General features: G+C 35.9%; 15 protein-coding genes. All 15 read left to right on the top strand.

Going from position 1 to position 13,976, the window contains the following annotated elements; all coding sequences use genetic code 11:
- Window positions 1–54: 54 nt before the first annotated feature.
- The 15 genes from A9G28_RS04885 to A9G28_RS04815 all read left to right on the top strand — a co-directional run bounded on the left by A9G28_RS04885 (window position 55) and on the right by A9G28_RS04815 (window position 13,710).
- The gene (locus A9G28_RS04885) at window positions 55–384 is read left to right on the top strand and encodes a hypothetical protein (protein WP_065567369.1); all 330 of its coding nucleotides are present in this window, start codon (window positions 55–57) and stop codon (window positions 382–384) included.
- A gap of 33 nt (window positions 385–417) precedes the next feature.
- Window positions 418–696 carry a hypothetical protein gene (locus tag A9G28_RS04880; RefSeq protein ID WP_065579937.1) on the top strand — a complete coding sequence of 93 codons (279 nt, stop codon included), beginning with the start codon at window positions 418–420 and terminating at the stop codon, window positions 694–696.
- Between the two features lie 123 nt (window positions 697–819).
- Window positions 820–1,140, top strand: a complete 321-nt coding sequence (locus A9G28_RS04875; protein WP_065579936.1) for a DUF7716 domain-containing protein — start codon at window positions 820–822, stop codon at window positions 1,138–1,140.
- An 84-nt stretch (window positions 1,141–1,224) separates the two neighbouring features.
- The gene (locus A9G28_RS04870) at window positions 1,225–1,626 is read left to right on the top strand and encodes a hypothetical protein (RefSeq protein ID WP_065579935.1); all 402 of its coding nucleotides are present in this window, start codon (window positions 1,225–1,227) and stop codon (window positions 1,624–1,626) included.
- A gap of 236 nt (window positions 1,627–1,862) precedes the next feature.
- Window positions 1,863–2,231 carry an Imm41 family immunity protein gene (locus A9G28_RS04865; protein WP_065579934.1) on the top strand — a complete coding sequence of 123 codons (369 nt, stop codon included), beginning with the start codon at window positions 1,863–1,865 and terminating at the stop codon, window positions 2,229–2,231.
- 50 nt (window positions 2,232–2,281) lie between these two features.
- On the top strand, window positions 2,282–2,581 hold the full coding sequence (locus tag A9G28_RS04860) for a hypothetical protein (RefSeq protein WP_065579933.1): 300 nt from the start codon (window positions 2,282–2,284) through the stop codon (window positions 2,579–2,581).
- 181 nt (window positions 2,582–2,762) lie between these two features.
- On the top strand, window positions 2,763–3,311 hold the full coding sequence (locus tag A9G28_RS04855) for a hypothetical protein (RefSeq protein WP_065579932.1): 549 nt from the start codon (window positions 2,763–2,765) through the stop codon (window positions 3,309–3,311).
- Between the two features lie 415 nt (window positions 3,312–3,726).
- Window positions 3,727–6,795 (top strand): formate dehydrogenase-N subunit alpha, encoded by a 3,069-nt coding sequence (fdnG, locus tag A9G28_RS04850; RefSeq protein ID WP_081301501.1) that lies wholly within the window; start codon window positions 3,727–3,729, stop codon window positions 6,793–6,795.
- A gap of 17 nt (window positions 6,796–6,812) precedes the next feature.
- On the top strand, window positions 6,813–7,787 hold the full coding sequence (fdxH, locus tag A9G28_RS04845) for a formate dehydrogenase subunit beta (protein ID WP_081295828.1): 975 nt from the start codon (window positions 6,813–6,815) through the stop codon (window positions 7,785–7,787).
- A complete protein-coding gene (locus A9G28_RS04840) occupies window positions 7,780–8,472 on the top strand; it encodes a formate dehydrogenase subunit gamma (RefSeq protein WP_065567375.1) in 693 nt (230 codons plus the stop codon). Before fdxH ends, A9G28_RS04840 begins: the two co-directional genes overlap by 8 nt.
- A gap of 111 nt (window positions 8,473–8,583) precedes the next feature.
- Window positions 8,584–9,501: a formate dehydrogenase accessory protein FdhE gene (gene fdhE, locus A9G28_RS04835; RefSeq protein ID WP_065579931.1), complete on the top strand. Its 918-nt coding sequence runs from the start codon at window positions 8,584–8,586 to the stop codon at window positions 9,499–9,501.
- Between the two features lie 183 nt (window positions 9,502–9,684).
- Complete coding sequence (locus A9G28_RS04830) at window positions 9,685–10,641, top strand: ABC transporter substrate-binding protein (RefSeq protein ID WP_065567377.1); 957 nt, start codon at window positions 9,685–9,687, stop codon at window positions 10,639–10,641.
- Between the two features lie 292 nt (window positions 10,642–10,933).
- Window positions 10,934–11,911, top strand: coding sequence for an ABC transporter substrate-binding protein (locus A9G28_RS04825; RefSeq protein ID WP_065579930.1), 978 nt, complete (start codon window positions 10,934–10,936; stop codon window positions 11,909–11,911).
- Between the two features lie 57 nt (window positions 11,912–11,968).
- Entirely contained in the window at window positions 11,969–12,913 is a 945-nt protein-coding gene (locus A9G28_RS04820) for an ABC transporter permease (protein WP_065567379.1), read from the top strand.
- 2 nt (window positions 12,914–12,915) lie between these two features.
- Window positions 12,916–13,710 (top strand): ABC transporter ATP-binding protein, encoded by a 795-nt coding sequence (locus A9G28_RS04815; RefSeq protein WP_065579929.1) that lies wholly within the window; start codon window positions 12,916–12,918, stop codon window positions 13,708–13,710.
- The last annotated feature ends 266 nt before the right edge of the window (window positions 13,711–13,976 follow it).

The following is a 13,976-nucleotide window of genomic DNA, read 5'->3' as shown; positions in this document are numbered from 1 at the left end:
ATAATTTTAATGAAGTGCAATATTATTTGTTCATTGTAAGCTAAAGGCTATAACATGGTAGTTAACATCATTCTGCAAGAAACAATCAATGAGCAAGATTTTATCTTGTTGGCTAACAAATGGCAGCAAAATGCATCGGTTATCATTGAATCATTATTAGAAAATAATGAAGCTAAAAACCGTATTTTTAATCTTGCTCTAAACTATATTCCAAATTCATTTGCCGAAGCTGTCATTGATATTTTTCTTGAAGATAGTACTTTTATTATTCGTGATGATGATCTGCTAAAATGTGCAAAGCAAGGCTCTATGGGTTTAAAAAAAAGCATTTGTTATCGTAAAAATGTGCCTCAATATATTATTGATTTATGTAATTTCTATTAATCAACACGTTATCTAGGCTAGGAAATATAAAAGATGTTAGATTTTTCCTATTTATCGGATCAAGATGGCAGTAAATCATCTCTGGTTTTAAACGATAAAAAAGTCCAATTGCTTGATCACGCTTTTACTTATTTAAGGCAAAAAACGGGCATTATGATTGATCCTTATGGCCAAACAAGAATCTACCCAGACCATCAAAAAATATTAATCAATTTGTTACATCAGCATAATGACAGCGAGATCCAAAAACTCGTTTTGCTATTTAAGCAAGCATCCAGTGAGGATGAAATAATTCTTGCTGATGGTGATTAAATGAATAAATTATTTATTTAGCCATAATGACACTTACCTCAAGTTGCATTAAACTAATGCGTATTTATTACAAACGTTTATTACAAATGCAACGATCTCATGCAAGTTATTTAAGAGGAATTTATGGATTTTATCGCTATACGTGATGTGCTTTCTAACATAAAGGATATGCCAAACCATTTTTTTTATCTTCCTGCTGATCACTCCTCTTGGACACTTGATACACAAGGTCGGTTTTTGGATGATGATGCGTTAAATAATTTTGATTCAGACCTTTCCCAAAAAGTAATAGAAGAAGACTGGATCCCAACGCTAGAAAAAGCCGATATTGAAGATATTATTGAAGTTGCTAACAATGAATTAGGTAATCCAACATTAGAAGATTTATTTAACTCTTTTATTTTCTATATTGAAAATGACGCTTTTTTACAATATGCTGATTAAACATAAATGGCATATGTTTTTTACACAATATGCTTGTTTAACACAAATAGTACTAGCACATAAATTATGTTATAGCATTTAAGCATGGTGATTTCTTCTAATAAAAAAGTGATCGAATTGATATCACATTTATCAACTCAACTTAATCAATTAGGCATTTTATTACAAACCAATATTGCTGATGAATTTACTGTACATAATATGGCTAGTTCTGTACATATTGATATCTTAAAACACCGAATTTATCTTCGCTTCAAATTATCAATTAACGGCATTGAGCTATTTGATAACGATATCATCAATATTCAAATCACAGAGGGTATAATACATGCCACTTGCACCGTTTATTCAAATTATGGTATCGATAATGTAATGAAATACCAAAACGATCTAGATGATTTTGAGCTGGCAATCTTCGACAAAATTTTCATAGAATTATTGTCATGTATTACATCACATATTAACTTGCTGATCCAAAGCAACTAAATAGCTTAACCCACGAAAATGATTTAAGTAACTTAACAACTTTCACTAAAGGCTGACTGATATAAATGGACATGACCCAATAATGAAGACTAAAAAAATTTAATTAAAGTATGTTATATGATTAGCTACTATTATTTGATAATTTAAAACAGCATAATTTGGGATTAAATTTTAGAGCACCATCTATACGTGAACTATAAGTGAAGATAAACAATAAATAGAAAAGCTAATAGAAAATGAGCCATATACAAAATATCACTCAATTGGAAAACGCCATAATCCATCAAGCCCAAGCAGAAGATGAACAATCATTTTTGTATCAATTGCATGAACTAAGTTTTTTTGATAAATCAACATTTAATCAACTATTAAATAATTGCCAAGCCTTAGCAAAAACCTATCAACAGTTAGGAAAAACGAATAATTATAACGAGGTAGTAAAAGGCATTTTACTGATTTTTGAATATACACTATTTTCATTTTATTGCCATCATGCTGAGCATGATTACTTTCATATCAGCAATTATGACGATGAACTAACCGCCAATGACATATCTGACTATTATGATAAAATCAGATTAATCACACAACAAATCATCTTATAAACGCATAAAATAATCACTTACATGATCAGCTCAATAAGGTATTTAAACGAATGGGATTAGATTTTATTATCCATATTGATAATCAATGGCAGATACAATTTGCTATGAACGAAGATCTACATAGTAAAATATTTAGCAAATCAACAAATTGGCGTAGCTTTAAACAATTAAAAAAAATCAGTGATTATTACAAAACTGATGCCGTTTTTAATAGCAACGAGCTAACAACATTAATAGCAGATTTGATGCAAATCACCCAACAAATCGATGATTTTCAAGATGAATTACAACAGCTCATCACTAAACTGAGTCAGAAAAATGCCAAACTATTACGCGTTACTAGCGATTAGTCATACTTAGATTACTATCCACTCATCCCCATAGCTCTATCAATTTTATCATGAATGACATAAATTGAGGCAAACTGTACAATATACAATTTATCTGGCTGGTTTTGATAATTATGTCGATAAGCAATCAAACTGATAGCAAAAATGAGACAGCAATGTGCAAACTTCAGGATGGTAATCAATGATTGATTTTACTGCTGATATTATTAGTTATAAATCAATGGCTAATATTCAAATTGGTGATAACATTCTTTCTTATCTCGATGAAATGTATCAATATTTTGATGTTAACTACCAAGAACACGAGCTTCATTTTTCAATGGGTGAGATGACTAGACAGAGTTTTTATTCATTAAATGATGATACATTGACGCTAACAACCACATTTGATGGCGATATCATTGGCATAGGATGCAACCAAAACTACCTAGGTAAATACCAAAATCAATATAAAAATGAATTATATGCTGGTATTACCATGGAAGAGCTATGCTCTTTGAGCAAATTTCAGAAGATTGTATATGGCACACTGATTGTTGATAACGATTATGGCTTATATTTTACGTTACCCTCGCCTTATGACGAAATTGCCGACACGCTAAAAGACATCCCCTATGATTTAAAGCTAAATGAAATTTACGTAGCGGATAATTCCAGCTGGCAGTTCAAGCCACAAAAAAAGAAAAAGCCTAAAAAGCGCAAAATTGCCAAACCTTATTCTTATTTTTAATATTAATAAGCAATAATCTAATATGCATTACTAATTAGGTGCTGTGACTTAACTATATCCACTTAAAACACTGCTAAAGTGCCCATTATTAGATAGGGATGCACGAAAGAAAGATCTGACTAAACCATTTAGTTAATATTTTTAACTTGTCATAATCAAATCGAAAGCTTGTCAAATTAAGGTGTATATTTTACCTACAACTTATTTATATCAATATGATTTCCTTTTCATCTTTTCGGCAATTAAAACGAGCATGAGCTTATTTTTTGACATATGTCAAACTTTGGTAATTCATACTGGCATTTTCCTTTATTTCTGCATAAGAAACGATTATTATTGATATAAATAGGAAAGTTTATAGCTTTAAAAATATAATAAATTAAATAATGTAATGTCAGTTTTCTAAGGAGTCCATATGCTATTTAACCGTAGACAGTTCTTTAAGATCTGTGCTGGTGGTATGGCAGGAACAACCGTCGCCACATTAGGACTCGCTCCAAATGTGGCGCTCGCACAAACTCGCCAATTTAAATTACTCAAATCAAAAGAAACCCGTAATAACTGTACCTATTGTTCTGTTGGATGCGGAATGTTACTTTATAGTCGTGGAGATGGTGCAAAAAATGCTGAATCATCTATTTTTCACGTAGAGGGCGATCCCGATCATCCTGTCAGCCGAGGATCACTTTGTCCGAAAGGGGCAGGTGTACTTGATTTTATAAAAAGCGAACAACGTGTTAAATACCCAGAATATCGAGCCCCAGGCTCAGATAAATGGCAACGCATTAGTTGGGATGAAGCCATTGACCGCATCGCTCGTTTAATGAAAGAAGACCGAGATAAAAACTTTATTGAAAAAAATAAAAATGGCACCACAGTAAATCGCTGGACAACCACTGGTTGGCTTGTTACATCAGCGGCTAGTAACGAAACGGGTTGGTTAGCATTTAAAGTTGCTCGCGCTTTAGGTATGTTAAGCCTTGAAACCCAAGCTAGGGTTTGTCATGGTCCTTCTGTATCAAGTTTAGCTGCCACCTTTGGTCGTGGCGCTATGACCAACAACTGGAATGATATCAAAAATGCTAACGTTGTTATCGTGATGGGAGGAAATGCGGCAGAAGCTCATCCTGTTGGTTTTAAATGGGCAATAGAGGCAAAAATTAATAATGGTGCAGAATTAATTGCAATTGATCCGCGTTTTCATCGAACCGCTTCGGTTGCAGATCATTATGTCCCCATTCGTGCGGGCTCTGACATTGCATTTTTGCTCGGTATTATTAATTATCTTATTACTAATAATGAAGTTAATTTCGACTATTTAGTCACACACAGTAATGCTAGCTTAATTGTGCGTGAAGATTTTAATTTTGACGCAAATAGCGGTTTATTTAGTGGCTATGATGCAACTAACCGCCAATATGATCAAAGCAGTTGGGCATATCAAAAAGATGAAAATGGTTATGCCCTTCGGGATAAAACACTAAGCCACCCTCGTTGCGTTTGGAATCTATTAAAACAGCATGTTAGCCGTTATACCCCTGAAATGGTAAATAAGGTCACTGGTAGCCCAATTGATGGGTTTTTACATGTTTGCCGTTCACTCGCTAGCACAAAAACCCATGATAGAGCCGCAACCTTTTTATATGCATTAGGTTGGACTCAACATACTTATGGCACACAAATCATCCGCACAGCGGCGATGATCCAACTAATCTTAGGCAATATAGGTGTCATGGGGGGGGGAATTAATGCGCTACGCGGGCATTCAAATATTCAAGGATTAACCGATGTCGGCTTGTTATCCAATCGTTTACCAGCCTATCTTGATTTGCCAAAAGATTCTCAAGTTTCACTTACTCAGTATCTGGAAGAAAAAACACCAAAACCACTTGGTCCAAGTGAAGTGAACTTTTGGGGAAATTACCCAAAATTCTTTGTCAGTTTTATGAAGTCGATGTATGGTGATAAAGCGACTATAGATAATGATTGGGGATTTGATTGGTTACCCAAATGGGATAAAACCTATGATATCTTAAGATTCAGTAAAATGATGCGTGATGGTCAGGCTAATGGCTTTATCTGCCAAGGTTTTAATCCTCTTGCTGCACTCCCAGATAAAAATAGCATCCGTGACGGCTTATCTAATTTAAAATTTTTAGTTAACATTGACCCAATGCCAACAGAAACGGCTGAGTTTTGGAAAAACCATGGTGAATCCAATGATGTTGACTCTAGTAAAATTCAAACAGAAGTCTTTAGATTGCCGTCAAACTGTTTTGCTGAGGAAAACGGAACAATAGTGAACTCTTCTCGCTGGCTACAGTGGCATTGGGCAGCAGCTCGCCCGCCTTATGAATCTTTATATGATCCTGAAATTATTGCTCGTATCTTTTTAAGAATCAAAGAACTATATGCTCAAGAAGGGGGTGCCTATCACGATCCAATTGATAACTTAGTTTGGGACTATGAAGATCCTCAAGGGCCAGCGGCTGAAGAATTAGCCAAAGATTACAATGGGCGTGCGCTGGCTGATATCACTGATGCCAATGGCAATGTGATTCTTAAAAAAGGACAGCTACTCAGTGGCTTTTCACAATTAAAAGCAGATGGTACAACCTCATCAGGCATTTGGATATTCTGTGGATCTTGGACTGAGCAAGGCAACCAAATGGCACGACGCGATCCAAGTGATCCATCAGGTAAAGGCATTCATGCAGGTTGGGCTTGGTCATGGCCGATGAATCGACGCGTACTTTATAATCGCGCTTCAGCAGATGAAAACGGTCAGCCGTGGGATCCTAAACGAGTTTTAGTAAAATGGAACGGCTCAAGCTGGGTTGGTAATGATGTGCCTGATTTTACTGCAACATTATCACCAAATACAGGGGCAGGCGCCTTTATTATGAATAACGATGGTTTAGGTGGATTGTTTTGCTTAAACCGATTAGTCGATGGTCCATTCCCAGAACATTATGAACCGTTTGAAACACCTATTACTAATAATCCATTACATCCAAATCAAGTAAGTAGCCCTGTAGCACGTGCATTTAAAGAAGATTTGGAACGCTTAGGAAAGGCTAGCCAATTCCCTTACGTGGGCACGACGTACAGCATTACTGAGCATTTTCATTTTTGGACGCAACATGCAAGGCTGGCTTCAATTACTCAGCCCGAGCAATTTGTTGAACTAAGTGAAAATCTTGCAAATAAAAAAGGCATAAAGGTAGGTGATACCGTAAAAGTGACGTCATACCGAGGTTATATCAAAGCGAAAGCCGTTGTCACTAAACGACTCCCGACATTAACTGTTGATGGTAAACAAATCGAAACCATTGGAATTCCAATTGTTTGGGGATTCACTGGTCAGACAAAGAAAGGATTTTTGGTTAATGAATTAACACCACATTTAGGTGATGCGAATTCACAAACACCAGAATATAAATCATTTTTAGTCAATATCGAAAAAGTCACCACAGCGGCATAAGGGAGGAAAACTATATTATGTCATTACAAACTCAAGATATTATTCGCCGCTCTGCAACCAATACATTAACTCCAGCGCCACGGGCTCGCGATTATCAACAAGAAGTAGCTAAATTAATTGATGTGACAACGTGCATTGGCTGTAAAGCTTGCCAAGTAGCTTGTAGCGAATGGAACGATCTTCGAGCTGAAGTTGGTAATACCGTTGGTGTTTATGATAATCCTGCAGATTTAGAACCCAAAGCATGGACTGTCATGCGATATTCAGAAGTTGAAGTTAACGGCAAATTTGAATGGCTTATTCGCAAAGATGGCTGTATGCACTGTTCTGATCCTGGGTGCTTAAAAGCTTGCCCATCAGAAGGTGCTATTATTCAATATGCTAATGGTATTGTGGATTTTCAATCTGAACATTGTATAGGTTGTGGTTATTGTGTCGCAGGTTGCCCATTTAATATTCCCCGAATTAGTAAAGAAGATAATCATTCATATAAATGTACTTTATGCGTAGACCGTGTGGCAGTTGGGCAAGAACCTGCTTGTGTAAAAACATGCCCAACTGGCGCCATTCATTTTGGTACAAAACAAGATATGATTCGCCATGCAGAGAATCGAATTATAGACTTGAAAAAACGGGGATTTGCACAGGCTGGGCTTTATGATCCACAAGGCGTAGGCGGCACTCACGTTATGTATGTTTTACACCATGCAGATCAACCTGAACTTTATCATGGCTTACCTAAAGATCCGCAAATTAGCGAAGTGGTTAAATTCTGGAAAGGTATTTGGAAACCGCTATCGGCGGCAGCATTTATTGCAACATTTGGCGGCTTACTATTCCATTATATGGGAGTGGGCGCAATTGAGGTAGATGAACAAGACATTGAACAAGAAAAAGAAGCCGATAACCAAGCTCGAAAACGCCTAGGTTTACCCATTTTTCGGCGTAAACATAGTTCCCCATTGTCACAACAGGAGAATCATCATGAATAAGCAAAACATGATATTAAGAACCCCTCTTCTTGTTCGCTTCTGTCATTGGTGCATGGTTTGCCTTTTCATTTTAACGGCACTATCGGGGCTATCCTTGTTTTTCCCATCCATTAAATTATTTGGGTTGGTGCTCGGCACTCCACAGTTAGTCAGAGCATTACATCCCATTATTGGTTGTATTGTCTTTGTACTGCTGATGTTTATGTTTTTAAAACTTGCTCATCATAATATTCCAAATAAACAAGATCTGTTATGGATAAAAAACTTTAAAAAAGTGATTATGGGTAAAGAAGAAGGTATTCCCATTGGTAAATATAATGTCGGTCAGAAATTTTTATTCTGGTGCATTATGAGCTTAATTTTGGTCTTGTTTGTAACTGGAATGATCATGTGGCGACGATACTTTTCTGATTATTTTCCAATACCAGTTGTGCGTATTGCGATATTCTTTCACTCGCTTGCTGCTATTGGCTTAATTTTACTTGCTATTGGTCATGCTTATATGGCAATTTGGGTTAAAGGATCTATTAAAGGAATGATAACAGGCTATGTATCACGAGCTTGGGCTCGCAAAAATCATTCGGCTTGGTATGAAGAAGAAATGGATAAAATTTATCAAAATGAACTCAATACAAAAGCAAAGTCTGAAGTAGAATCAGCGGATGTTAAACATAAACCAGCATGATAACACTCTCTATCTCTAATTGTATTTACCGCTGATAGTTACTATCAGCGGTATTATTTTAAAAGCAAAAAACCAGTGACAATCGAAAATCACAATCAATGAGCATTTATAATGAATATAAAAATCATTCCTCAAGATCAACTTGAACAACAAGCAAGTAGCTCCGTTATTCGGCAAATTCCATTACTTTTATATCCATCACCTAAAACACTTTATACACATCGAGCTGAGCGTTTGAAAAGCCTTGCAAACAATAGCCCAATTAGCGATTATTTAAACTTTTGTGCAAAAATTGTTGAACAACAAGCCGATTTACTCAAGCAAAAACCAATAGATATTGATGTAGCATGTTTATTAAATAGTGAGCATCCCCCGCTAAGTTTAGATAATTTACCACTTACAAATACGTGGCAAGATTACTTAGCATCATTGTTGGACTCATGTGCCAACACAACAGAGCAAATTACTTTAGTCATAGATCAACTAAAAAAAAATAGCTCTCAAGCGTTGCAAAATAAAGCAATACATTTACTTACAGGTGAATTTGATCAAGTTAATGGCGATGAAACAATTTTTATTTGGTCAGCTTTATCGGTTTACTACTGCCAACTGGCCAGTCAAATCAAAGGCAAAGCCATCGCAGAAAATATAGACAAACTTTGGTTGTGCCCAGTTTGCAGAAGCATGCCCTCAGCCAGTGTTATTCAATTAGGTAGCCACAGTGGTTTACGCTATTTACATTGTAGTTTATGTGAAAGTGAATGGTACGTACCTAGAATTAAGTGCACCTGTTGCGATAATATGAAGGATATACAATATCTGTCACTAGAACAGGAACTTGCAGCAACTAAAACGGAGTGTTGTGACACTTGCCATAGTTATTTAAAAATATTTGATCAAGATAAAGATCCCCATATTGAAGTCATCGCTGATGATATTGCCTCATTGATTTTAGATATAAAAACAGAAGAAGAAGGTTTTGCTAAAAGTGGCGTTAATCCGTTTATATTTGCTCAACAGCAAGATTAATACACAAAAAACTAAAAATTAAGATTTCTTAATGAATATAAAAATAGCAGCAAAACGGCTGGGTGAATGGTTTATTGTTACAATATTATCGTTGATAAGCTCATTTATTAATAAAATACAACTTCACTTTTTAGCTTGATAAAGTTAAACTGGCACCATTGTACTAGTTTGTGAGTTCTTATTATGAAACGCTTTTTGTTATCGCTAATAATTCTTTTAGTTACCCCTTTTTTTAGTTTTGCAGATACAATAAAAAATGTCGCTATTACTGCGATTGTAGAACATCCATCCTTAGACCAAATCCGTGATGGTGTTAAAGATGAATTAACAGACAATGGCTATAAGTTAAACGAAAATTTAACGGTTCAATACAAAAGTGCACAAGGCAGCAGCGCAACTGCTGCACAAATTGCCAGACAATTTGTCGCAGCAAAACCTGATGTTATTGTCGCAATTGCCACACCGAGTGCTCAAGCAACTGCGGCTGCCACCAGACAGATCCCGGTGGTTTTTGCCGGTATTACAGATCCAATTGCAGCCAAGTTAATTAAAAACTGGCAACCTACAGGTACAAACATCACTGGCGTTTCAGATTATCAAGAAATAGGGCCACAAATCGACTTTATAAAAAAAATCGTACCCAATGTTAAATCTGTAGGATACATTTATAGCCCAAGTGAAATTAACTCAACTGTGGTATTAAAAAACCTACAAGCACTTTTATCGCAACAAAATATCAAATTAGTTGCGGTACCTGCTCAGCGAACCGCTGATATCTCAACTGCCGTCAATACATTAAAAGGAAAAGTTGATTTAATCTACACAACAACCGATAACAATGTTGTTTCAGCTTATGAGTCATTAGTAAAATTTGCTAATGAAAATAAAATCCCGCTGTTAGCCTCTTTCCCTGATGCAATTGAACGAGGCGCTGTTGCCGCATATGGCATGAGTTACTATGATGTGGGACGCCAATCAGGCAAACTTGTTGTTCGAATCTTACAGGGTGAAAAAGCAGGTAACATTGCTCCAGAAATAGGACAATCATTACGTCTTGCCATCAATATTGGTGCTGCTAAAAAACAAGGTGTAACATTGTCTCCTGAAGTTATCCAATCCGCTTACAAAGTCATAGACTAATAATTAATTCCAATCTATTGTAACCAACAAAACTTTGCTCATTTCGGTGGGCAAAGAGCTAGGTTATACATAATTAATTTAAGGTCAATAATATTACCGACAGCCTCGGGCTAATAAAATAACAAAATTTTATCCACACAACAAAGTGTACTTTAGTTTCATCAATCAACATTTAATGTAAAAAAATGTTTACATTTACAGCTATTTTTTAACTCTAGAAAATTATCTAAATTTGCTTTATAGTAGCTTGGAATTTATCTTAGTTGTAAATAAAATATTACAGGAGTGCCATATGCGTAATTCTATTATAAAATTTTTTATGCTACTTAGCTTATCATTGGCAGTATTTAACTCTTCAGCAGATCCTAAATCTGAGCAAAAATTTGTGGCTATTACCGCAATTGTTGAACATCCAGCATTAGATAATGTTCGTCGAGGTGTTGAGGATGAACTAAAAGATAGCGGTTATATTGCTGGCGAAAATTTAAAATTACACTTTGCAAGTGCACAAGGTAGTAGCGCTAATGCAGCGCAAATCGCTAAACAATTTGTAGCTAACAAACCTGATGTTATTGTTGGCATTGCGACACCAAGTTCACAAGCTTTAGTTGCGACAACCAAACAAATTCCAATTGTTTTCACTGCCGTTACCGATCCTGTAGCAGCAAAATTAATTCCAAGTTGGAATGCATCAAAAACCAACGTAACTGGGGTGTCTGATGCGTTATCATTAGATGCTCAAATTGACATGATGCTAAAAATTAAACTCGATGCTAAAAATATTGGTTATGTTTATAGCCCAAGTGAAATAAATTCAACAATTATACTAAAACAATTACAAGTTGAGTTAGAAAAACGAGGTATGAAAATAATAGCTGCCCCAGCTCAACGTACTTCGGATATATCAACAGCCGCAAGAAGTTTAAAAGGTAAAGTTGATATGTTTTATACCACGACTGATAACAATGTGGTTTCTGCCTATGAAGCGCTAGTAAAAATAGCAAACGAAAGCAAGATACCTCTTTTAGCATCAAACCCAGAATCAGCAGAACGTGGGGCGATTGCTGCTTTGGGAATGAGTTATTATGATCTTGGTCGTCAGGCAGGTAAAATTGTTATCCGCATACTGAATGGTGAAAAACCCGGTGATATCCCATCACAAGTGGGCAATGTTACTCAACTAACGATAAATAAAAAGGCGGCTGAACGCCAAGGTGTTACGTTATCTGATGATATATTGAAATCAGCGGCAAAAATTGTCGAAAAATAATGTTACTCTTTTATAACTATGCCGCCATTTTGGCGGTTAACTTGAATGGATTTTTTCATGTCTTTTGAATTTTTATTAGGCTCAATTGGAATTGGGCTTATTTATGCCTTAGTGAGTTTAGGTGTATTTATCTCATTTCGTTTACTTGACTTTCCTGATCTGACGGCTGATGCCAGCTTCCCTCTTGGTGGCGCAATTTGTGGATTATGCATTTATATCGGTATCGATCCTTGGATTGCGACGTTATTCGGTATGCTTGCTGGTTGCCTTGCTGGCGCAATGACAGGCATACTGTATGTTAAGCTCAATATTCTACAATTACTTTCGAGCATTATTGTAATGATAGGGCTTTATTCTATTAATTTAAGAATATTAGGTCTTGCACCTTATATTATGGATGAAACACCAAGAATGGCGGGTTCACCTAACCTTTCTTTACTGGATGCCAAAACCATATTTTCACCATTTATTGCTGATGATTACAGTAATCAATATATTATACAACCGCTTTTGGTGCTGGGATTTGTCATTGTGTGTTGGGCATTACTCAATTTATTTTTGAAGACCCAGATAGGATTAGCATTAAGAGCGACGGGAACCAATCAACGAATGGCAAAATCCCAAGGCATACCAACTGGAGGAATAACCATCCTCGGTATGGCAATATCAAATGGCTTAATTGCACTTGGTGGATCGTTATTTATACAAACTCAAGGTGGTGCAGATATTACCATTGGTGTTGGAACAATTGTCATTGGGCTTGCTTCAATTATCCTGGGTGAAAGCATCTTTCCAACAAAACGTATCTGGCTTGTTATGCTTTCAGTTATTTTAGGCTCTATTTTGTATCGCTTATTTATTGCTTTTGCATTAAGCAATGAATTCCTACAAACAATCGGCGTTGGAACAGAGGATCTAAATCTGATTACCGCAATATTGGTTGTGCTAGCTCTTGTGGTACCAAAACAACTGAAAAAACACGCTAAAAGAAGAGGGAAATAAGCATGATTAAAGTTGAACAATTACAATTAACTTTTAATCAAGGTACACCAATTGAAAATTATGTGCTACGAGGATTAAACCTAAAAATTAGTGAAGGCGAATTTGTTACCATAATTGGTAGTAATGGTGCAGGAAAAAGCTCGTTGCTCAATGTAATTAGCGGAGATCTATTTGCTGACTCAGGTAGTGTTGTTATCAATGAACAAAATGTAAGCCACTGGCCAGCATGGAAGCGGGCTAGCATGGTGGCACGAGTATTCCAAGATCCTATGGTTGGAACTTGTGAAAACTTAACCATCGAAGAAAATCTGGCTATTGCTTACAATCGAGGACATCGTTTTACTCTCGCTTCAGCACTTAATAACAATCTCAGATCAATATTTAAAGAAAAACTGGCGACTTTAAATTTAGGGCTTGAAAATCGATTATCGGATATGATGGGCTTACTTTCTGGTGGTCAAAGACAAGCTATTAGTTTGTTAATGTCAACATTAAAACCCTCTAAAATATTATTGCTTGATGAACATACCGCAGCACTTGATCCTAAAACAGCACAGTTTGTTTTAGATCTGACTGATAAAATTGTTTCAAAAAACCATTTAACGACGATGATGGTAACCCACTCAATGAAACAAGCATTGGAATATGGAAATCGAACAGTCATGCTGCATCAAGGTCAAGTTGTACTTGATGTATCAGGTGAACAACGCGCAAAATTAACCGTAACCGATTTATTAGATATGTTTGAAAAAACACGCGGTGAAAAAGTGACTGACGATGCATTGCTTTTAGGTTAATAATAAATAAAAAAGTAATATTTCAAGCAGAAATATTGCTTTTTTGTTAATTAGGTTTGTTAGTTCTGACGTAACCTGCCTGTGTTAGCTCAAACCTAATCTGACAGCTACTAGTTTTTATTTTGTGTCTGTCAGATTAAAAAGTTTATGGATAAATTCGACCGACACCTTGTAAATTGCCAACATAAAACGTATTTTGTGAATCAAGTTATCCTTGCCAAAGTATTAGACAAAACTCACTGCTATAAAAGTGTTATTTAGGTCAT

It is taken from the genome of Gilliamella sp. Fer1-1 (genome assembly GCF_001690825.1).
GTDB classification, from domain to species: domain Bacteria; phylum Pseudomonadota; class Gammaproteobacteria; order Enterobacterales; family Orbaceae; genus Gilliamella; species Gilliamella apicola_C.
Note: the sequence above shows the minus strand (reverse complement) of the source record. Positions and strands in the feature narration are given on the sequence as shown.